General features: G+C 50.9%; 17 protein-coding genes and 1 tRNA gene. 8 read left to right on the top strand and 10 right to left on the bottom strand.

Going from position 1 to position 22,271, the window contains the following annotated elements:
• Positions 1–276 precede the first annotated feature (276 nt).
• Together ACR64Q_RS08395 and ACR64Q_RS08390 are read right to left on the bottom strand one after the other, a co-directional pair.
• Positions 277–738 (bottom strand): single-stranded DNA-binding protein, encoded by a 462-nt coding sequence (locus ACR64Q_RS08395; RefSeq protein WP_020481898.1) that lies wholly within the window; start codon positions 736–738, stop codon positions 277–279.
• 36 nt (positions 739–774) lie between these two features.
• Entirely contained in the window at positions 775–2,160 is a 1,386-nt protein-coding gene (locus ACR64Q_RS08390; RefSeq protein ID WP_313734281.1) for an MFS transporter, read from the bottom strand.
• 582 nt (positions 2,161–2,742) lie between these two features.
• Between ACR64Q_RS08390 and ACR64Q_RS08385 the strand changes: the two genes are divergently transcribed.
• From ACR64Q_RS08385 to ACR64Q_RS08360, 6 genes are all read left to right on the top strand, one after another.
• The gene (locus tag ACR64Q_RS08385) at positions 2,743–4,833 is read left to right on the top strand and encodes a putative bifunctional diguanylate cyclase/phosphodiesterase (protein ID WP_313734280.1); all 2,091 of its coding nucleotides are present in this window, start codon (positions 2,743–2,745) and stop codon (positions 4,831–4,833) included.
• A gap of 97 nt (positions 4,834–4,930) precedes the next feature.
• Positions 4,931–7,747: an excinuclease ABC subunit UvrA gene (gene uvrA, locus ACR64Q_RS08380; RefSeq protein WP_313734279.1), complete on the top strand. Its 2,817-nt coding sequence runs from the start codon at positions 4,931–4,933 to the stop codon at positions 7,745–7,747.
• Positions 7,748–7,762: 15 nt separating this feature from the next.
• Positions 7,763–8,143 (top strand): type VII toxin-antitoxin system MntA family adenylyltransferase antitoxin, encoded by a 381-nt coding sequence (mntA, locus tag ACR64Q_RS08375; RefSeq protein ID WP_313734278.1) that lies wholly within the window; start codon positions 7,763–7,765, stop codon positions 8,141–8,143.
• Positions 8,124–8,552 (top strand): type VII toxin-antitoxin system HepT family RNase toxin, encoded by a 429-nt coding sequence (gene hepT / locus ACR64Q_RS08370; protein WP_313734277.1) that lies wholly within the window; start codon positions 8,124–8,126, stop codon positions 8,550–8,552. The genes mntA and hepT overlap by 20 nt, the downstream gene beginning before the upstream one ends.
• Positions 8,553–8,807: 255 nt before the next feature.
• Positions 8,808–11,963, top strand: coding sequence for an HD domain-containing protein (locus ACR64Q_RS08365; protein ID WP_313734276.1), 3,156 nt, complete (start codon positions 8,808–8,810; stop codon positions 11,961–11,963).
• 322 nt (positions 11,964–12,285) lie between these two features.
• Entirely contained in the window at positions 12,286–12,750 is a 465-nt protein-coding gene (locus ACR64Q_RS08360) for a metallophosphoesterase family protein (protein WP_313734275.1), read from the top strand.
• Between the two features lie 102 nt (positions 12,751–12,852).
• On the opposite strand, the gene ACR64Q_RS08355 is transcribed toward ACR64Q_RS08360, so the two are convergent.
• Both ACR64Q_RS08355 and ltrA read right to left on the bottom strand, forming a co-directional pair.
• Positions 12,853–13,713 carry a hypothetical protein gene (locus ACR64Q_RS08355; protein ID WP_313734274.1) on the bottom strand — a complete coding sequence of 287 codons (861 nt, stop codon included), beginning with the start codon at positions 13,711–13,713 and terminating at the stop codon, positions 12,853–12,855.
• 723 nt (positions 13,714–14,436) lie between these two features.
• A complete protein-coding gene (gene ltrA / locus ACR64Q_RS08350) occupies positions 14,437–15,645 on the bottom strand; it encodes a group II intron reverse transcriptase/maturase (RefSeq protein WP_483823304.1) in 1,209 nt (402 codons plus the stop codon).
• Between the two features lie 671 nt (positions 15,646–16,316).
• On the opposite strand from ltrA, the gene ACR64Q_RS08345 reads away from it, so the two are divergent.
• Positions 16,317–16,544, top strand: a complete 228-nt coding sequence (locus tag ACR64Q_RS08345; RefSeq protein ID WP_313734272.1) for a hypothetical protein — start codon at positions 16,317–16,319, stop codon at positions 16,542–16,544.
• Between the two features lie 96 nt (positions 16,545–16,640).
• On the opposite strand, the gene ACR64Q_RS08340 is transcribed toward ACR64Q_RS08345, so the two are convergent.
• From ACR64Q_RS08340 to ACR64Q_RS08330, 3 genes are all read right to left on the bottom strand, one after another.
• A tRNA-Met gene (locus ACR64Q_RS08340) sits at positions 16,641–16,718 on the bottom strand.
• A gap of 52 nt (positions 16,719–16,770) precedes the next feature.
• Positions 16,771–17,862 carry a redox-regulated ATPase YchF gene (ychF, locus tag ACR64Q_RS08335; RefSeq protein ID WP_313734271.1) on the bottom strand — a complete coding sequence of 364 codons (1,092 nt, stop codon included), beginning with the start codon at positions 17,860–17,862 and terminating at the stop codon, positions 16,771–16,773.
• A 141-nt stretch (positions 17,863–18,003) separates the two neighbouring features.
• Positions 18,004–18,870, bottom strand: a complete 867-nt coding sequence (locus ACR64Q_RS08330) for a hypothetical protein (RefSeq protein WP_020481912.1) — start codon at positions 18,868–18,870, stop codon at positions 18,004–18,006.
• A 103-nt stretch (positions 18,871–18,973) separates the two neighbouring features.
• Between ACR64Q_RS08330 and ACR64Q_RS08325 the strand changes: the two genes are divergently transcribed.
• Positions 18,974–19,585, top strand: coding sequence for a tetratricopeptide repeat protein (locus ACR64Q_RS08325; protein WP_313734270.1), 612 nt, complete (start codon positions 18,974–18,976; stop codon positions 19,583–19,585).
• Positions 19,586–19,717: 132 nt separating this feature from the next.
• On the opposite strand, the gene ACR64Q_RS08320 is transcribed toward ACR64Q_RS08325, so the two are convergent.
• Genes ACR64Q_RS08320 through ACR64Q_RS08310 form a run of 3 tightly spaced genes read right to left on the bottom strand, consistent with a single transcriptional unit; the run spans position 19,718 to position 22,217 of the window.
• A complete protein-coding gene (locus ACR64Q_RS08320; protein ID WP_313734269.1) occupies positions 19,718–20,917 on the bottom strand; it encodes a sensor domain-containing diguanylate cyclase in 1,200 nt (399 codons plus the stop codon).
• Positions 20,917–21,786 carry an HDOD domain-containing protein gene (locus tag ACR64Q_RS08315; RefSeq protein ID WP_483823303.1) on the bottom strand — a complete coding sequence of 290 codons (870 nt, stop codon included), beginning with the start codon at positions 21,784–21,786 and terminating at the stop codon, positions 20,917–20,919. The genes ACR64Q_RS08320 and ACR64Q_RS08315 overlap by 1 nt, the downstream gene beginning before the upstream one ends.
• A complete protein-coding gene (locus ACR64Q_RS08310; RefSeq protein ID WP_129871411.1) occupies positions 21,786–22,217 on the bottom strand; it encodes a protein YgfX in 432 nt (143 codons plus the stop codon). Before ACR64Q_RS08310 ends, ACR64Q_RS08315 begins: the two co-directional genes overlap by 1 nt.
• Between the last annotated feature and the right edge of the window lie 54 nt (positions 22,218–22,271).

The following is a 22,271-nucleotide window of genomic DNA, read 5'->3' as shown; positions in this document are numbered from 1 at the left end:
ACGCAGCTCCGCAAGTGCCGACCTACACGTTTCGTCACCCCCTATTGGAAACTTGTGCGAACCGAAAAGCATGCGCCCCTCTAAATTTTATTGGTACCAGTCTAACGCGTTAGCTTACCAGATGAGTTTGTTGTGGCAAATATCTAGGGCTGGCAATCTCAACAGATTAAGGGGTATCTGAAGCTAGTAGAGTTTTTGATGGCACCGAATAAACGGATTTCGCACGCTATAAAAAAGCCCCTGAGCAGGGGCTTTTTGTTTGTTATCAGGTGTCCGTTAAAATGGAATATCGTCGTCGAAATCGTCATAAGAAGCCGGCGCCGCTGGCGAGCCTGACGGCGCGGACGGGCGATTATCGTAACTGCTGGCCGGCGGCGTATTGTTGTCTGAATAGCTGGCGGTACCGCCGCTCTTGCTGTCCAGCATATGCATATTGTCGGCCACGATTTCCGTCGTATAACGCTCCTGACCGTCCTGGCCTTGCCATTTTTGCGTGCGAATCCGGCCTTCTACATAACATTGGCTGCCTTTTTTCAGATACTCGCCGGCGATTTTCGCCAGACCGCTGAAAAACACCACCCGATGCCATTCGGTTTCTTCCTTACGTTCATTGGTGTTGCGGTCTTTCCAGCGGCGGCTGGTGGCTAAGCGGATGGTGGTAATGGCATCGCCGCTCGGCATATAGCGGACTTCCGGATCGGCGCCGAGGCGGCCGATCAGCATAACTTTATTGAGCATGGTGTTCTCCGTGTAAAAATTGCGAGTAACAGCGGCTTACTGCCACTGCTTCAAAAAAATACCTAGTTGGTTTTTGTCGAGCTGCTGGTTATCGACTTTCAAATACGCGGCATTTTCTTCAAAATGCAGCCGTACTTCCTCAATGCCGTTAATCGCTAACAACTGCTTAGAAAATTCCTCTCCACGTTCGGGTTTGACCGCTTGCAATGACAACAGCAAGTTGGCCCAATAGCGCGGGGGCGACATGAACAGCGCGATCACTATCCAACTGGCGGCGATGCCCGCCGAAAACATAAACACCGCCGCGGCACCGAATTCACCGTACAACCAGCCGCCGGCGCCACCGCCCAAAAACGCGCCTAGGAATTGGGCGCTGGAATAGATGCCCATGGCCGTACCTTTGAGATCGCCGGGCGCGGTTTTGGAAATCAGTGAGGGCAAGGTCGCTTCCAACAGATTAAAACCGCAGAAGAAAACCCACAAGCAGGCAATCAAGCCGATCAATTCGCCGTGAAATAACACAAAACCAATGTTAGCTAACACCAAGGTGGTAATAGCGCCGATAAATACTTTTTTCATCTGCCGTTTTTTCTCGGCGATGATCACGAAGGGGATAATCATCGCCATCGACGTCACCAACACCGGCAGATACACCATCCAGTGACTGCCGCCTTGCAGACCCGCGTCGCGCATCAGTAGCGGCACCACGACGAAACTGGCCATCAGGATCAAATGCAGCGCAAAAATGCCGTAGTTCAGACGCAACAAATCGGCATTTTTGATCACCGAACCCAGTTCAGAAGGGATATATTCGGCATCGCGATGCGTGGTAATTTTTTCGGGATTAGGCACCACAAATAGAATCACTAAAATCGCCAGTGCCGCCAGTACGGCAATCATCCAGAAAATACCGGCAATACCAAAATGATGGGCAATAATCGGACCCATCGTAATCGCTACACCAAACGACACGCCGATGCTGGCGCCTATGGTAGCCATGGCTTTGGTGCGGTGTACTTCTTGAGTCAAGTCGGCCAACAAAGCCATTACCGCAGCGGAAATCGCCCCGCAACCCTGCAAGGCTCGCCCGATCAAAACGCCATAAATATCGGTAGCCAGCGCGGCCCAAATGCTACCCGCCACGAACAGAATCAGTCCGATCACAATCACCGTCTTACGGCTGAAACGGTCGGACAGCAAGCCGAACGGAATTTGCAGGATGGCTTGCGTCAAGCCATAGATACCCATCGTCAAACCCACTAACTTAGGCGTCGATCCCGGCATTTGTTCGGTAAACAACGACAACACCGGCAGCAGCATGAACAAACCCAGCATTCTGAGAGCATAGATACTGGCCAGCGATACGGTAGCCCGCTTCTCCATGGCCGTCATCGGACTGGTAATATCCTGAACCTGTGTCAAACCCAAACTCCCCTTTTGCGTCGAATCTTTAAAGTTGGCTATAGTACCAGTTTATTCAAATCCTCGGAATTCATGACCGCAGCCAGCGGCGGATTTACCCCTAAACCGGCAGCTATCAAATCAAATACGCCAACACCCTACCCTCTAAACAACACACGCGCCGATTCGTATCTCAAGACCAACTCGCGCCAATTCAGTGCATCGCGCACCAAGTTTGAGAGTTTTCTTTCAAATATGGCTACAGCACCTACCAACCCTACTAATCACTCGCCAAGGCCGTTTTGGCCAAAGTATGCGGACCTCCGACGTCATTTCGACTCATGAACATAATTTACAGCTAAAAAACAAGATTAACGTCCAGGGAATACGTCAAAAACGCCATTTTTAAACTCAGCTCGCTGACTAACCGTCTTTGCATGCCATTCAACGCCTACCCGCCGTCAGCCGGCACAATTACTGCTTATGGATACCATGCGACTAGCACCAGACCCTACTTCATCTATCCTTAGGCCTATGCCTTATTCCGATATCTCCCAGGTTTTCAGTTCCAGCCTGCAGAAGTTATTGCAGGATAGAGAACGCATGTTAAGTACCTTAATGAGCAACTTGAAAGGTATGGTTTACTGCTGTCTGGTAGACCAACATTGGACAATGGTTTTTGTCAGTGAAGGTTGCCAAGCGCTCACTGGCTATAGCGCAGACGACTTATTGTTTAACCGCCGTATCACATACGAAGAACTAACCCTAGAAGACGATAGGATTTGGATTCGCGAACACATCAACGCCGCGGCGCTTAGCGGCGAACAATTCGAGTTGGACTACCGCATCACCCACGCCAATGGCAGCATTCGTTGGGTCAGGGAAAGTGGCGTCGCCCTGTTTAACGAACAAGGTGAATTGGAGGCCTTGGAAGGTTTTATCCAAGACATTACCGCGCACAAGCAAAGCGAGCAACTGGCACGTGAAGCTGAGGAGCGCTACCGCTCCATTTTCGAAAATGCCATCGAAGGGATTTATCAAACCACACCGGCCGGCCAATACTTAAATTTCAATCCGGCCTTAGCCCGCATTTACGGCTACGACTCCACCGACGATCTGATGCGTGCCATCAGCGACATTCAAACCCAAATCTACGTAGAGCCGGGCAAGCGCGCAGAATATATCGCCATGATGCAGTGTGATGGTCGGGTGCTGAATTTTGAAGCCCAGGTTTACCGGAAGAACGGCGACATTATCTGGATCACCGAAAACGCTCATGAAGTGCGAGACTTAAACGGCAATTTGCTATTTTATGAGGGCACCGTCGAGGATATTTCCGAGCGCAAACAATACGAGCAGCAGATCGAATATCAAGCCACGCACGACACCCTCACCGGGCTACCTAATCGCACTATGCTGGCCGATCGGCTGCAACAGTGCATGCATTTTTGCGACCGCTATGCCAACAAATTAGCGGTGGCCTTTGTCGATCTCGACCAATTCAAACTGATCAATGACAGCATGGGCCACCATGTGGGTGATCAGCTGCTGGTGACCATGGCCGAGCGTTTGGGCGCGTGCCTGCGTGAATCGGATACAGTTGTGCGGCTGGGCGGTGATGAATTTGTATTGCTGCTCACCAACGTCCAAAAAATAGAAGATCTTACCCACACCATGCAACGCATCCTCGCCGCGGTGGTAACACCGTGTATGATCGATGGTCGCGATTTTGTCGTCTCTTGCAGCATCGGCATTGGCATTTATCCGGACGACGGGCACGACCCCAATACCCTGCTCAAACACGCCGACTCGGCGATGTACAAGGCTAAGCAATTAGGTCGCAATAATTTTCAGTTTTTCACCCCGGAGTTGAATCAAGCCTTAACCACCCGAATCAAGATCGAGTACCGTCTACGCCACGCCATCGAAAACGACGAGTTTTTATTGCACTTTCAACCTAAGGTGGATTTTGCCACCGGCGCTATCTGCGGCACCGAAGCCCTGATCCGCTGGCAACCGCCGGGCGAACCGCTAATTTCCCCAATGAGTTTTATTCCAGTGGCCGAAGAAACCGGGCAAATTGAAGAAATCGGCCGCTGGGTTTTGATCAATGCTTGCCGAAAAGCCTGTGAATTCCAACAACGCACCGGCTGCAAGTTTCCCGTCGCTGTCAACGTCTCCCCCAGGCAATTCCGGCAACTCGATTTGGTCAATACCGTTAAATCGGTTCTCCAAATAACCGGCATTGATCCCCAGTGCTTGGAGTTGGAAATCACCGAAAACAGTTTGGTCCATGATACCCGGCATTTCATTCAAACCCTACACGATCTGAAAGCCTTGGGCGTTAAACTCGCCATAGACGATTTTGGCACCGGCTATTCCAGCATGGCTTACCTAAAGGACTTTCCGGTCGATCGGCTGAAGATCGACAAAGTATTCGTCGGCAATCTGGAAACAGAGCCGACGAATGTTGCCATTCTCAAGGCCATTATCGCTCTTGGCCATGGTTTGAACATAAAAGTGGTCGCCGAAGGCGTGGAAACGGCGTATCAGCAGCAATCTTTGCAGGACATGGGCTGCGACGAGTTACAAGGCTACTATTTCAGCAAACCCTTAACGGCAGAATCCTTTGTGGCACTTCTAAAACAACAGGATGCTGAGTTGATTACTGCCCCCATCGGCATCTATGTTTAGCGACTAGATAAATCGACGAGCAGCAAATCCGCTTTGCTCGAGGCGAACCATTCCCCGTATAGTATCCCGTTGTCAAAAACTCTAGGAATGCACAGCAGTGGACACCATCAGCATACGCGGCGCCCGCACTCATAATCTAAAAAACATCGATCTGGACTTGCCGCGCGACAAGTTGATCGTCATCACCGGTCTGTCTGGTTCCGGCAAATCTTCGTTAGCATTTGATACCATTTATGCGGAAGGCCAACGCCGCTACGTGGAATCGCTGTCGGCCTACGCCCGCCAGTTTTTATCGATGATGGAGAAACCGGATGTCGATCATATCGAAGGCTTGTCACCTGCTATCTCCATCGAACAAAAATCCACCTCGCACAATCCGCGCTCGACAGTCGGCACCATCACGGAGATTTACGATTATTTGCGTCTACTGTATGCCAGAGTCGGAATTCCGCGTTGTCCGGAGCATGGCGTCTCCCTGGAGGCGCAGACCGTCAGCCAGATGGTCGATCAAGTGTTGGCGCAGCCGGAAGGCGAGCGCTGGATGCTGTTGGCGCCGGTGATCAATGACCGCAAGGGCGAGCACGTGCTGCTACTGGAAGATTTGAAGGCCCAAGGCTTTTTGCGGGCCCGCATCGACGGCGAAGTCTACGAGCTGGACGAACCCCCTGCCCTGGATTTAAAGAAAAAACACACCATCGAAGTCATCGTCGACCGCTTCAAAATCCGCGATGACATCGCCCTGCGCCTGGCGGAATCCTTCGAAACCGCGCTGCGCCTGTCTGAGGGCTTGGCAATTGCCGCGTCGATGGAAAGCGATCAGCAACTGTTGTTCTCCGAGCGTTACGCCTGCCCACATTGCGGCTATAGCCTGAGCGAGTTGGAACCGCGCATTTTCTCCTTCAATAACCCAAAAGGCGCCTGCCCCAGTTGCGACGGCCTGGGCGTGCGCCAGCATTTCGACCCGCAACTGGTGGTGCACAATCCCGAGATCAGTCTGGCCGGCGGCGCGGTGCGCGGTTGGGACCGGCGCAATGCTTATTACTACCAGATCATTTGCGCCTTGGCCGCGCACTATAATTTCGATCCGGAAGCGCCGTTTTCGCATATTTCCAAGGACATTCAGGCAGCGATTTTATATGGCAGCGGCGAGGAGAAAATAAGCTTTACCTTCCAGATGGGTAACGGCAAACCCAAAGCCAGCCGGCATGTCTTCGAAGGCATCATCCCAAATATGCAACGCCGCTACCATGAAAGCGACTCGCAAATGGTCCGCGACGAATTATCCAAATATCTGGCGCAACAGACCTGCTCGGTGTGCGACGGCGCACGGTTAAATCTCGGCGCGCGCAATGTGTTTGTCGCGGAACAACCGTTACATCACGTCACCCGCTTGCCGATAAAACAAACCTTGGGCTTTTTTAAGGGGCTAAATATTCCCGGCCACCGTGGTGAAATCGCCGCGAAGATAAATAAGGAAATTCAGGAACGCCTGGAATTTTTAGTGAATGTGGGCTTGGATTATCTGACCCTGGATCGTAGCGCCGACACCCTATCCGGCGGCGAAGCGCAACGCATCCGCTTGGCCAGCCAAATCGGTGCCGGCTTGGTGGGTGTGATGTACGTGCTGGACGAACCGTCGATTGGTCTACATCAGCGCGACAACGAACGCTTGTTAAACACGCTTTATCGACTGCGTGATTTGGGTAACACCGTCATCGTGGTGGAACACGACGAAGACGCGATCCGCGCCGCCGATCATGTGGTGGACATCGGCCCCGGCGCCGGCGTGCATGGCGGGCAAATCGTCTCACAAGGTACGCCAGCGCATATTCTGGCCGATCCCAACTCCTTGACTGGCCAATATCTGTCCGGCGGCTTGAGCATTGATATCCCCAAAAAAACCACGCCGCGCGACCCGAGCAAACAAGTCACCATTCGCAAAGCCAGCGGCAATAATCTGCAAAACGTCGATGTCAGTTTCCCGGTGGGCTTGATGACCTGCGTCACCGGTGTTTCGGGGTCGGGCAAATCCACACTAATCAACGACACTTTATATAGCCACGCCGCGCGGCTGATCAACGGCGCCAGCTGCATCCCGGCGCCGTGCGAAGCCATTGAAGGTCTGGAACAATTCGACAAAGTGGTGGACATCGACCAAAGCCCCATCGGTCGCACCCCACGCTCTAACCCGGCCACCTACACCGGCATTTTCACGCCGGTGCGCGAGTTGTTTGCCGCGACGCCGGAAGCCCGCTCCCGTGGCTACACGCCGGGCCGCTTCAGTTTCAACGTCAAAGGTGGCCGCTGCGAAGCCTGCGCCGGCGATGGAGTGATCAAGGTGGAAATGCACTTTCTGCCGGACATCTTCGTACCGTGCGACATCTGCCACGGCAAGCGCTATAACCGGGAAACCCTGGAAGTCCGCTACAAAGGCAAGACCATCCACGAAGTATTGGAAATGACAGTGGAAGACGCCACCCAATTCTTCTCCGCCATCCCCAGCCTGGCCCGCAAGCTACAAACCCTGATCGATGTGGGTTTGAGCTACATCACCCTCGGCCAAAACGCCGTGACCCTGTCTGGCGGCGAAGCGCAGCGCGTCAAACTAGCGAAAGAGCTATCCAAACGCGACACCGGCACCACGCTTTACATCCTCGACGAACCCACCACCGGCCTGCACTTCCACGACATCAAACAATTACTGACGGTGTTGCACACCCTGCGCGACCACGGCAACACGGTGATCATCATCGAGCACAATCTGGACGTGATCAAAACCGCTGACTGGATTGTGGACATGGGGCCGGAAGGCGGCAGCGGTGGCGGTATGTTGGTGGCGGAAGGCACGCCGAAGCAAATTGCCAAGCACAAGAAGTCGCACACCGGGACGTATTTGCAGCGGTTTTTCGCGTGAGTTACAACTGAAACCATGAACGAGCTACAAGCGGAATTGACCAAAGCGATTCTGGCTCATGCGGCAGTCGATGCGATTTATCTGTACGGCTCCAGGGCCAAAAATACCGCCCGACCCGATAGCGATTGGGATATTGCGGTGATTTTCAGCGATTACGAAACCGATCCGCTGGAACGGGCGGTGCTTCCGCAAATGCTGGAAGCCGAAGTCGAACGCGAATTAAAGCGCTACAACCAAATCAGCATCGTCGATCTTGAAACCGCGCCGGCCTTGCTGCAAGTTGGCATCTTGCAGTCGGCTGTCAAATGGTACGACCGCAATGTACCGCACGTTAGACGCGTCGAGCAAAGCATCTGGTCGAAATGGGAAAAGGATTATGAGAGATATTGCTTATGAACAGGCGCTGATCCGCCACCGCCGCAAAATGCTGCGTATTCCGGACGAGTACAGCCAGGAAAATATCAACAATTGGACCGAACGCGACCTGCTGGCGATACAGCGCGCATTACAGGTCTATATCGAAGCCTTCATCGGCATGGCGCGTTATTTCGTGGAGCAAAAATACCAGCTGACAGTCAGCCAGTCTCGGGAAGCGTTAGACGAATTGAAAAGCCACGGCGATTTGCCGGCCGAGCAGCATGCCGACTTGATGAAAATCCTCGGCTTCCGCAATGTGCTGGTGCACGACTACCTGGACCTCAACGACGGCATCGTGCAAGCCATTGTCACCAAAAGGCAGTATGCGATTTTGGAAGAGTGGATGGTGGTTTGGCAGCAGAAGTTGGATGAATGTAAGCCGAAATGAGTTCAATCGGTCTAGCCTTTTTGGTTCCCGCGCGCTGTGTGGTAACCAGAAAGCACCGCGTTGCGGTGCCTGAATAACCAGCCAAGCATTCCAACGCAGCGCGTTGGAACGAGACAGAACAAGTATCAACAACCTCGTTATATGCTTACGCTGAAATCACGCCTAATCGTTTCGGAAGCGTCATATATCGCAACTATTGTTCCTGCCCCTGGAGAGTAGGAACAAGTACATTTGTACATTCATTATGGAGAGCCTGTGGCAAAAATAGAGTTTCCGAAATCCCTGAGAGAACTGCTCGAGGAGAGTGATCTTCAAGCCCCCATCCGCAGCCTTGCTGACCGGGTCGGAGAAATCCTTGCAGACAATAAACTCCCATTTTTCCCCGACTACACCGACCACGGGGTTGAACATATCAACTGTGTGTTGAAGTGTGAAGTTGAGCTAGTTCCGAAACCAATTTGGGAACATAGCAAAAAGGATTCCGACCCACGCTTGCTTTGCGACGCCGACGCCGTGGTAATCATCGGTGCAACGCTGTTGCATGACATCGCCATGCATCTCAGGCCTAATGGATTTCTCGAATTAGTTGGAAAAGATTCCAGATTTCAACCTTTGCCTTGGTTCAAAGATGACCAAGAAGGCAACGTAGCCAATATTGCCTGGCATTTGTTATGGGATGACTATGCTCGAGAAGCACGGCGGTTTAGCGACCGCCAATTGACCAACATCATAGGAGAGCAATCGGCCAGAGTTTGGAAGTTCGAAGACTTCCCTGAGGATACCGGACAATGGGAAACCAACCATTACTTGATCGTCGGTGAATTTATTCGGCGCCACCATGCTCGTCTTGCCCACGAAATTGCGATCTACGGTTTTCCAGGCCTTCCAGTCGGCTCGGGTGAGGGACAGTTCCCCGCCATGGGCAAAGAGCAGGGCCACCCGTTGATGCGACTGGCCGATCTGATTGGGCTAAGCGCGCGTTCGCACGGGATGTCGCTGCGCGTTTGCAAAGCTTACTTGGATTCCAGCCCACTCTACCCCGGGACCCCAAAACCAATGGGCTCGGCTGTACTTTACCCCATGGCTCTATTACGGGTAGCCGATTACCTTCAGATTGACCAACAGCGCGCACCGGCAGCTTTGCTGCAATTGCGGGATCCGCAAAGCCCGGTTTCCATACAGGAATGGCGTAAACACCGTGCGGTGCAGCAGATTAGTCCGGCCAGCGACCCTCGCGGCAAGATGGTCACCGTCGCAACCGATATAAGCTTGTCGCTCTACCTGCAACTGCGCGACCTGTTGTCCGGACTGCAAACAGAAATGGACCATTCAACCGCAGTATTGGACGAAGCCTACGGCGCGCGGACCGACCTTGGTCTGGATCAGCTAAATCTCGCTATTCGTCGTGTCTATTCTAACCTGCATAGTCCGGCGTTTCGCGATAGCCTGCCCTATATTCCGAATCGGACCGGGTATACCGCTGATCCGAATTTACTTACTCTCCTTGTCGAGCCGCTATATGGTAAAGCACCGGGCGTCGGGGTTCGCGAATTAATGCAAAACGCAGTCGATGCCGTTTGCGAATTACACGCATGGTGTAAAAACCACAAGGTCGCTATCGAATCACTCGATTTGCCAGAGCAAGAAGGCGACGTATCGATAGACTTTATCAAGCGTGAGGATGGCTCATGGTACCTGCGTGTCCGCGACCGTGGCATCGGCATGCGTGCCGATACCATTCAAAACCATTTTTTGCGAGCCGGCGCCTCGTTTCGCAGCAACTCCGAATGGGCTAAAGAATTTCTAGACGATTCAGGCAAACCGCGTGTAATGCGCTCTGGACGCTTTGGGATAGGCGCCTTTGCAGTCTTTCTTCTAGGAGCTTCTTTCAAACTTTGGACACGGCACGTTAGCTCAGACAAATCCACGGGCAATATGTTGGAAGCATCCGCTAATAGCCAGCTCATTGAAATCCGCCGTGTCGACGGTTTGCCCATCGGAACCACTATCGAAGTCGAAGTCAGCAGTGAATCTGTGAAAGCGTTAGGACTCGAAAAAGAAAAATATTCGGGCTACGAAGGTCCAAGGAAACAAATTGACTGGTATTGCTGGGATTGGCCTAAAGTCATTAATCGCGTAATCAGAAGCCCTAATCCCGAAAAGCTGGATCAAGAATTCGTATTCCCCGTGAAAAGTAATAACTTACCGAAGGAATATTCCGTAATCTACCCAGATGGTTTCGACGCGGTTTTTTGGACTTTTGAGAAATACCCTGCTCTTTCGTGCAACGGTTTAATAATTGAAAACCGAAGTTCATACTCACTTCCCAATTTTGATTGGCCTAAGTACATCCAAACTATACGACCAAATATTGCTGTTCTCGACAGTGCTGGAAACTTACCTTTGACCACTCAGCGCTACCAGCTTTCTAAAAAGGCCGTTCCGTTTATCGATGAGTTGGCGCGAGATGTCTTATTATCCATCATCGCTTATGCACTCATTTGCGGCCCGACATCTCGGGACGAGGCTCTTTCCTGCAAATATCGGCATCCTCTTCAAAAGGATCCGGTCTCTATTTACGAATTCGGTCAAAAAAAAGATTCTCTGTTCGCTGAAGGCCTTCTACGTTGGTGTGCCACCAAAGCCGCAATGGTTCCTGTAGATCCTTGGCTTTATTCACTTCTAAATGCTGAATCCTACCTTTTGTTTGGCAGTTTGAACTCTGTCAATTCTCTAGACGGGAGGCAACTGTCGGCGTCCACTAGTTTGTTTGAACCAACTAACGAAACCGGCCATGCCGTTTTACAATGGATGGGGACCATAAATATCGAAAGCGATGAGGATTGGCTCGATAAAACTCGGTTCTGTGTTTTTAACTTTTTCAATACGCTTGCGAGTGAAGGGATTGTAGCCTTAGGCACCGCAACAGCCATTCGCTTGGTCGCCGTCGAAAGTCAAAAAGGTCTTTTCAAGCTTAATAAGACCGGAAGGTTTGCACCAGTGGTGTATGACTTATTCGAAGAGCCGACGATTTGGAAGACAATTAGCTGGCCCGGAGGAAGATCTTGTATTGAAGTGCAAACCGGCACATTCGACACGAACGTGCAGTTACAACCAATTCTTGAAATGATTGAAGAAGTTTTGGAAGCAAATAGAGAATATGTAGACGCTGTTTTTGTGGCGGAGATTAAAACGACTAGTGCAAATTCGCCAGAATCTTTGATAGCCAAAATCTGGAATGAATGCCTAGGTCCTACCGCCATCCCTTTCGATCCAATTGCGCGAGATGCGCTGATTACCAAAGGCTACCAGCATCCTGAACTAAAACGTCAAATTGATGCGTGGCAGGAACTGAAGCGCTCTGGCTCTAAATGGACGTCATATACTGGCAACCATCATTGGCGTCGGTAAAATTCCGACAAACGGTCTTTATCTAAATTCGCCAATTATTTATGATGAGCCAGGTTCGGTCGATTAGTTTTCCTATTCCGCTACCGACCGCCGCTTCTCGCTTGCGGCAAGTAGCCTCGATGTAATCGAGGATTCGGAGGGCCAACCCCTCGATTTCGCTAGCGCTGCATCGAGGCTACAGAAGCTCCATTCGATTGCCACTGATTAGAGGTGCAATTGGCTGACAACTGTCGGATAAATAAAGCAAGAAATCTACCCAATTGACCTTGCACGGTGATTTAATCGCCCTTAAACCGCGTATAAAGAGGTTCTCTTTCCCACAATGTCCCACCGCCTCGCCATCATCTCCGACACCCACGGCTTGCTTCGCCCTGAGGTGCTGGCGGCGTTGCACGGCTGCGAGCGGATTTTCCACGCCGGCGACGTCGGCAAACATGAGGTGTTGCAGCGACTGAACGAGTTGGCTCCGGTCACGGCGGTGCGCGGTAACAACGATAAAGGGGCTTGGGCTGAGGAACTGCCCATCTGTGCCAGCGTCATGGTCGGCCAAGTTTCAATTTATTTGATCCACGATCTGGCAGAGTTGCCCATCGATCCGGTCGTGGCCGGAATTCGCGTCGTCATTTCCGGCCATTCGTATAAACCGTCGCTTCAAGAGCGTGACGGCGTACTATATCTAAACCCCGGCAGCGCGGGCCCACGCCGGTTTAAATTGCCTCTAGCAGTTGCCGAACTGATCATCAACGATAAGACAGTCGAGGCCCGGATCATCGAGCTGGAAGTATGACGCGATTCGCGGGAGCCAGTGATCGATTGCTGATCAGCATTTACGCCAGCGAACTGAGCGGCTGGCATTATGCAGTGGTACGCAGTAGATTGTGCGGCCGCTCTAATTGAACTGAAGTTGGCCGCCGGTGCCGGCGCCGTCTTTGACTTCCTGGGCTTTGTAATTCCTTAAAGATTGCACCAGGTTGTTGTAGGCATCAAAAAACGCGGCGGCGGTGGATATACCTTCCGGGGTTCGGGTAAAGCTCGCCAAGCCAAAGCCGCCGACAGCATTCTCGCCTAAGAATCCGCCCCACCCCGAAGCCTGCAAAGCATTGGCGGTTGCGCTGCCCTGGGATATGCCGATTTGTACTGTCGAGCGGATATCGATCAAGGTCAGAGCTACGTCCGTACTGCGTTTATCGGCGGCACCCGCTGCGGCGCCCGCCAATGCGTCTATAAAAATCCCACCCAGCGAGATTTGCCCCGGCGGAGCGTAATGCTGATGCATGCCGCCGCCGTAAAGGCCGGCTCTGTTGCCCTGGGTGGATTCGTTGAGGACGATGACCTGCGGTTCCAGTAGATAATCGGCGGCGACCCGTTGGCCTTTTTGCTGTTTGGACCCGGCCCGGTACTCACCGGATTCACGTTGCTGTGAGGTAATAGCATTGAGTAATGCCAAGGTGGCCTGATTGCCGATGCCGGTAATCACAAAGCAGTTGGATTGCTGCACCGCCAAACGAATCAATGGGTCAACGGTGGTTACGGCGCTGGCACCGGTGATACGGCCGTCGCTGACCGCCAGGGTACCTAATGGGCTGGCGCAATGTTCCAGCGTTTTATTGGCATTGACGCTGGTAGACCCACCCGCCGAACCGCTAATGAGGTTGGCACTGCCGCCGGTTTGTACGCCCGGTTTTGTACAAGCGTTCAACGAAATCATCACTGCCAGCCAGCTTAGTTGTTTGGTTTTTATGCAGATCATACCAACACACCCCTGTCGAAATTAGCAAGCTCGGAAACTGAAATTTAGCACTCTGAGAAAATGTTAGAGTAAAACCCTAGCGGAATGCAAACAAATCGCAGTGTGTGTTAAATGCCAGGAATTTCACCGCCGAATTACGGCGCTTCGACTCCTACCCACGAGACGCCTAGAGGTTCTACTTTTAAGGGCAAAGCTCCGAAACTTTGCCAAAGCTAACGAACGAATTAACCGAAACTCGAAAAGCCCCAAAATGACTTATTATCGGAAAGGTTTCGCAGTCACTGGCGCAACTGGCTATGCGATAGCAGCAAGGCAAAACCGGAGGCGTGGGCAGTGGGTTCGGCATTGGAAGATAGGGAATCGCATACATACAGCGATTACCGGGGAGTCGCTATTTTTGCCGAAAGATTTTTTCGGGCATCCTGCTGGAAAAAATCGGCAAAAATTACGCGACCGCTTATGCCTTCGGCGCCCCGATTCGTCCGCGTCACCTCGTTCCGACCCAACAAGGGGTCGAAACATCGGCTCTCGCATGACTTAACGCCGTGTCGCGATGCCTTGCAGGTTTTCTCCGCTTCGCTGCGAAAACCCGCCCGGCGCTACGGCTATCGGGGACTAAAAATCTTCACTTCGCTGGCGCTCCGTTGTTGAGTAGACCGCAGGCACTTCCCCCGCAGCCTCTCGCAGAACGGTACGTGAACCTCTCGATTCATACCGCTCCCATCAGGCAAACGCACCTATCATTCCCGCTCGCCAATGAGCGAACAAGTTTGGATATTGATCAGCAATCTTCGCCAGAAACATCATAGCCTTGATCTTGTGCTGGCGAAGCGGCTTGAACTTACGCCTCGCCCACCTCACCAGAGTCATATTCACGTGGCGACACAGTCCGTACAACGCTGAGCGGGTATAACAACCATAATAGGCTAGCCACCCATTGATGATGGGATTCAACCATTTAGCGATCTCTCCCAAACTCAACTCGGTACGTGTTCGCACCCGTAACGTTCTAATCTTTTGCCGCATTGACTTCAGCGCCGCTTTACTCACTGCGGGCGTAAAGTTTACAAACACGCTGTTTCTCTTACGATTCCTACAAAGTCGCCGTCTAAACGTATATCCGAGAAAATCAAAGGATGTATGCTCATATTGCCCTTTGCGACTACCATCTTTACAGTAAACGATCTTGGTTTTCACCGGATGAAGTTCAAGTCCACAGGACTGAAAGCGTTGTTTCAATACTTCCAGCATACGTTGGGCTTCCGCCTCGCTACAGCAGTGCACCAGACCATCATCGGCATAACGGCACCAGACTGTATTCGGGTAATGAGTTTGCAGCCATTTGTCGAATACATAGTGCAGAAACAGATTACTGAGCACGGGACTGACAACCCCACCTTGTGGCGTGCCTTTTCCCCGACTGATCAACTCTCCATTTGGCATCTGCATCGGCGCCGTCAACCAACGTTCAATATATAACCTCACCCAGGGTGTATCCGTATGTTGATAGACCGCTTTAAGCAATAAATTGTGCGGTATATTGTCGAACAACCCCTTGATGTCAAATTCAAGCACCCAGTCGTAACGCCAACAACGTTCTCGCGTGACGCCCACCGCATCCAATGCTGACTTATTCGGCCTGTATCCGTACGAGTCAGGCAAAAAGTGCGGCTCAACCTGGGGTTCAAACTCCAGCTTGACGACCATTTGAGCAATACGATCACTCACGGTGGGTATGCCCAAAATCCGTTCGCCGCCCGCTTTCTTTGGTATGGCTACCGCTTTCACAGGCGGCGGGAAGTAACTGCCAGACGATAGCCGGTTCCATAGCTTGTAAAGATTGGCTTTCAGATTTCTTTCAAAATCTGCTAACGATTGCTTATCAACGCCAGCGGCACCGGCATTGGCTTTCACCAATTCAAATGCGCGCATGACTTGTCCTTTTGAGATGACAAATGGCTTTGCCCCGCTCACATCATCCTCCTGCCATTAGACAGTTGTGACATCAACAAAGGCTGCCTGATGTTGCCCCTTCGCTCCACGTTCATTACAAACGTTTCCTCGCTACTACGGGCAACTCCGCCCCAGTATCACGCATCGGTACTCTCATGCTCATAAATTGAGTTATTTGCATTTCTCCCTTAGCATCATGATGACTGGTTCCCACAGTTCCCATTGAAAGCCCAGTACAGAGTCACGCCCACTATACGCCGGACACCGCCTGCACAGCCTTCGGATTCGCTTACAGGCTAATCCCAAGAGTCTTGGACGCCCCTGGTTTTGATGTCAAATCTCTGAATAACGACGCGTCAACATAGGTTCGGTTTAACTCGTCTCTCTGTACCCTACCTACTAATTATGAATTAGCTTTTCCTCAACGCTCACTACCTGCACTCTTAATACAAGCAGCTTGAGGTGGTTTAAAGCCAGTTTCCGACAACAGACTTTGATGGGCCTACCATCATCTTCCAATGAGCTTATACACATCTGATCGCTATTTCCTTACAGCCTCAGTTTGTGTGCCTGTGGCACACTCCAAGATTTTCAGCGTTTGAATTGGCCGGACGATATACGTTACGAGCTGACCGATGGCGACGCTTTTGATGTCACAGGCACCTGATTTGCCGCATCAGGATGTGGCGGGGGAAACTTATTTCCAAACTCGGCAAGCACTAGCGGGCAAATCCTACCGTGCTTTTATCGCACCCGTCGATGTGCGTTTACCCAAAGCCCAGGAAGCTGACGATTCTATTGACACAGTCGTGCATCCCGACGTATTGGTAGTGTGCTGTTACTGTATTTTTGGGTGTTACTGTATGTTTGCGCAGTAACTTAGACGATTTCACTAAATCTACGCGCATAAAAAAACCATAAGTTCTTATGTGTAAAGGACTTATGGTTAATCTGGATACTGCTAAAGCTATAAATGGTGGCGATACCGGGGATCGAACCTGGAACCTCGGGGTTATGAATCCCGCGCTCTAACCGGATTGAGCTATATCGCCACTGGGAACAGCTTTGAAAAGACGCGTATTATAGGACGCGTCTTTTCTATTGTCAAACATTGAAACGAAAGTGCATCACGTCACCATCCTGGACTTTGTACTCCTTGCCTTCCAACCGCCATTTACCGGCGTCTTTGGCTCCTTGTTCGCCGTTGTAAGCTATAAAATCCGCATAAGACACCACTTCGGCGCGGATGAACCCCTTTTCGAAATCGGAGTGAATCACGCCCGCGGCTTGCGGCGCGGTGGCGTTGACAGGAATGGTCCACGCTCTGACTTCTTTGACGCCTGCGGTGAAATAAGTCGAGAGATTCAATAGTTCGTAGCCGGCACGTACCACCCTATTCAAGCCAGGCTCTTCCAACCCCAAGTCTTCGAGAAATTCTTTCTTTTCGTCTTCATCAAGTTGCACGATTTCGGCTTCTATAGCTGCGCAGACAGCGACAACCTTGGAGCCTTCGTTTTCGGCAAACGCTTTGACTTTGTCCAGCATCGGATTGTTCTCAAAACCGTCGTCTTGAACATTGGCAACATACAGCGTGGGCTTGATCGTGATCAGGCACAATTCCTTGATAAGCTTGGCTTCATCTTCGCTTAGACCTAAAGTCCGCACGGCTTCGCCGGCATTGAGGTGTTCCAGCACCCGTTCCAGAACTTCCTTTCTGGCCAGCTCGTCCTTGTTGCCGGACTTTGAAGCTTTTGCGGCTTTTTGCAACGCTCTTTCGACGGAAGACATGTCGGCCAGAGCCAGTTCGGTATTGATGACTTCTATATCGCTGATGGGATCGACTTTGCCGGCAACGTGAATCACGTTGTCGTCATCAAAACAGCGCACCACATGCACAACGGCATCGGTTTCGCGGATATTACCGAGAAATTGGTTGCCCAAGCCTTCGCCTTTCGACGCGCCGGCCACTAATCCGGCGATGTCGACGAACTCAATGGTGGTCGGTAATACGCGTTCAGGATTGACGATGGCCGCCAGTTTATCCATTCGTGGATCAGGAACCGGCACCACACCTACGTTTGGGTCTATTGTGCAAAAAGGATAGTTTTCAGCCGCAATGGTGGCTTTGGTCAGCGCGTTGAACAGAGTTGATTTACCGACGTTGGGCAGCCCAACGATTCCGCAATGTAGTGCCATGAATTTTATACAGAAGGATTAATTTAACAGGAGCCGGATAAACCGGAAGAGTGCGGGCTCGATTATACAGAGAATTTTCGGATATGACCGCGCCGACACGAGGAGTAGCGCATCGTTTGCAGACGATGCGCTATCGGATTGTTACTTGACTTGCAAAACACCACCTTGACCGCTGCCGCCACCGCCCTGTACTTCCTGCGCTTTATAGTTTCTGAGCGATTGGACCATATTGTTATAGGCATCAAAAAAGGCTGCCGCGGTAGCTATGCCTTCCGGGGTTCTGCTGTACATGCCTATGCTACCCCCGGCCGCGCCGGCAAAAAGTCCGCCCCAACCGCCAAACGCGCCGCCGCCCGAGGTACTCATATTGTTCGCGGTGGCACTGCCTTGGGAAATGGCAATTTGTACGGTAGAACGAATATCGGTCAATGTCAGTGCCACATCGGTAGTTCTCGTTTCCACGGCATGCGAAACCGCGCCGGCAATGGCGCCTAGACCGCCCAAACCGGCAGCACCTAATCCGGCACCGATTAATCCGGCCCCGATGGAGCCCCCTTGTCCGCCTGTCGATTCGTTAGCGACGATAATCTGCGGGTCAAGTAAATAGTCTGCGGCAACACGTTGGCCTTTGTGTTGTTTTGAACCTGACCGATATTCTCCGGAGTTTCTTTGTTGGTCGGTGATTCTATCCAGCATGGCGCTGGTGCTCATATTGCCAATACCGGTGATAATAAAACAATTGGATTGCTGTACCGCCAAGCGGATTAACGGATCAACTGTGGTTACACCTGATGCTCCCGAAAAACGGCCGTCGCTGACCGCTAAGGTACCCAATGGGCTGGCGCAGCGCTCCAAAGACTTATTGGCGTTGACGCTGGTCGCTCCGCCGGCAGAGCCAGAGACTAAATTTGAACTACCACCTGTCTGCAAGCCAGGCTGTTGCGCGCAGCCGGCAAAAGCAAAAACAGAGACCAGTAATGATAAATCTCGAATTGATTTAACGCTCATCCAAAAAACTCCAAAAAATTGCCGTTCAGTTAATGACGCCTAGCAAACTAAAAAATTCGAGCGATAATAGACCAAAACTTATGAAAAGAAAAAGGAAATACTCATGCATTCAAAAAAGCCTTTTTTGTCAACGCTATTTGTATTATTCGTAGCGTTTGGCCTTGTCGCGTGTACACATCAAGAGAAACAAGTTAAGTCAGACACCATCAGAATTTGCGACGAGAATGGCTGTGCGGATCGCCCGAAAGACTATGCCTCTTTTCAGCCGGAACCGGCAATGTCCGCCGAAGACGCTGCAAAAATGAAGGCACTTGAAGAGCTGGCCGCAAACGACCCACGTGCCGCTTATGATTTGGCTCTGCGTTTCTTTAGAGCTGACGGTGTTCGCCAAGATACTTATAAGTCGATCAAATGGATGCGTGAATCCGCCGAGAAAGGCAACTTCGACGCGCAAAAAGCCTTGGGCAGGGTTTATCTGACGGGTCTCGGTGAAATGGGCTCCGATCCGGGCGAGGCTGAAAAATGGTTGTCCATTACCGCCAACAAAGGCGACAAAGAAGCAAGCAGCTTACTTAAAGAGGCAGTAAAAGCCCGCCAATCGGAGCAAGCCGATTACCAATGGCGGAGACGATGGCAACAGGTTTTTTACAACAACTGGTATTCCGGCTATCGCTACAATTGGTACTGGGGAACCGGGAGGTGGTATTTGTATTAATATGAACAAACTCCGGTATTTGCTTAATTAAAAACCAAGTACCAGAATCGCAACGATCCCCCGTTTTACGCGAAGTGTAAAAGTTCACAATTTTAGCTACGGAATCAGGTTACGAATAACCTAAAAATGTTTTTAACCCTGATCTGAGCAGGCTTCGCCGAATACTATTGTTTTATCTCGGCCACTTGCTTTGGCTTGATACAAGGCGGCATCGGCGTAATTAATCATTTGATCGATGTCTGGGGTTTGTTCGGATTGAACCAAGTCGCCATTCAGGCAATACAAACCAATACTCAGGGTCAAATTAACCACCTCTTTATCGATAGACCATTCCAGAGCTTTAATTTCTTGCCGAATACGTTCCGCGAATGTTTTACCGCTATCGCAACGGGTGTTGGTAAAAATCGCGACAAACTCCTCACCACCAAAACGCACCAGAATATCGGTATTGCGAACTTGCCGCTTTAACGCGTTAGCCACGCCGGTTAATACTTGATCGCCAAACAAATGGCCGAAGCGATCATTAATCACTTTGAAATGATCAATGTCCATCACCAGCAGACAAAAACTAGTTTTGTAGCGCTTATGATGAGCGATAACGACTTCGACTTGGTCGTAAAAATACCGCCGATTATGCAGGCCTGTTAATTGGTCATGCATGGACATACTGGCAAAATGATCTTTAAGTTGATTGGTTTCGGCGACCAAGCTCTCCAACTCGGCCGTCCTCAACGCAATTTGCTGTTCCATTTGCTGAACCAGGCGCCGAGTGGTGATCAACTGACCAAGAATGTTTTTATAGACTTCCAATAAACGAATATGCCAATCGCTGAAGTAATTTGCTTGCGGATGCGATACGTTTAAAACGCCAATCAGAGTGCGGTTGAAGGTAAAAACCGGCACGCTAATAATTGAGCCGGGCGATTGGTTCACGTTTCCAGTTTTTTCAAATCGCTTATCTTCATGACAATTTTGACAATGTTGCAAAACACCGGTCGCAGCGGCCGCACCGATCAAGCCTTCCCCGACTTTAAAGCGCAAAGGCCTATCAACATTTGGTTCAGTATTGCCCAACTCACGAACACTAATACCGGCGACATTGCTTAATAAGCCTTCACTATCCACGATAAAAAAAGAGCAGCGTTCCATGTCTTGATATTGGATAAGACTTGCCAAAGCCTGTCTGATTAGGGCTTTTTCATCATCGACTTGATAGTCGATTTCAGACAGTTGTTTAACTGCGGACAGCGCATTGACGAGGTCGATCAGCAAATCTTGCATGCCGAAGCCCGCTAGTTTGGCATCTTGACTGTCTGCGCTGTGCTGATTCATCAATTCCCCATGATGGCTGCAAGTTTTTGCATAGCCGGCTGATTTTCGCCCAGTTGTTCGGCTAGCTCGCGTATATTTTCCAACGGTAACTTAATTTTCCGGCATTCCGGCTCAAACTCTTGCAGATTAATCGATTCACCGGCAATCACGGCTGCGCTTAATCGCTCACAAACCCTCAATAAAATCAGCAAGGGCAGTTCTATTCCGTCAAAATCCTTATTTTCATAATTTTGCAATAGAATCTGATACAAAGCCGGCAAATGCCATTTATGCAATAAAAAATGACCGATTTGATAATGGCTCTGCCCCATTTGTCGAGAAATTCCCTCACTCACCGGCAAGCGAGTTTTTTTGCTCTCGACAAAAACCTCATGCAGCTCTTCGGGCTGCAAATAGCCGAGCACCAATACGCCGATATTGAGCAGCAATCCGCCGGAATAAATAGTCGATGGCGTAAACTCGCGCAATTGCGGAATTTCGGCTGCCAATTTTTGCGCGGATACCGCCGTTGTTAATGAGCGTATCCAAAAATACTCGGCGTCGAATCCTTGGCATTTACGCGTATCGAATTGAACATTAAAAATAATCGCCATTGCCAGAGCTTTTACTAAATCCAGGCCCAGCACCTGAAAAATGGCGGTACGAATGTCTGAGACATTACGGCCTCGGGCAAAGTAGGCCGAATTCGCTAATCCAAGCAATCTGGCGACCAGACCAGGCGATAACGATAAGGCATCCGCCAGCTTTTCTATGGGTATGTCCGGCGTGTTAATGGCACCCAGAATTCGCAGACTCGCCTCGGGCAAAACCGGCAAGTTTTTCAGCGAACTCATCTGCAATTCAATTGTTTGCTTTACACCGGCATTCATCAACCATGACCATGACCTGAAATAATTAAACAAACCGAGAGTTTGCGGTAATCGTTGTTACTCATTGCATCTTTGGGAATTATCATCGATTGACGCCTCCCTTTATCATGCACCCAATGCAGCGCGATTAGTAATCCGGTTACCACAGTTGATGCTTGAATCTCGATAGACTGGTAATGGTCGCCACTTCCCAGCAGCGACCATCCATGCTGAGGAGTATAGCGCAGATATGCGCCGCCAATTTTGCCGGATGCCATATTGCTTCGCCAACTCAAAAATACCGCCATCGTTAGCAAGCATTGGTAAGGCATCGGCAGCGCGTTTAGCCAACATGCCGCCAGCGTCACCGCGTGGATGGCGCTAACGATGAATGTCAGCGCCCGTGAGCGCCCCACTGTAAAATTCATGCTCTGTTCAAGATTTTTCGACACAATCGCCGCACCTTTTTCGAGCTAAGGTAAACTACCCTGCTAAATTATGTTCAC

The sequence above is a fragment of the Methylomonas sp. 2F7 genome (genome assembly GCF_057126975.1).
The sequence above is the reverse complement of the archived record's forward strand: the minus strand, read 5'-3'. Positions and strand labels throughout refer to the sequence as shown.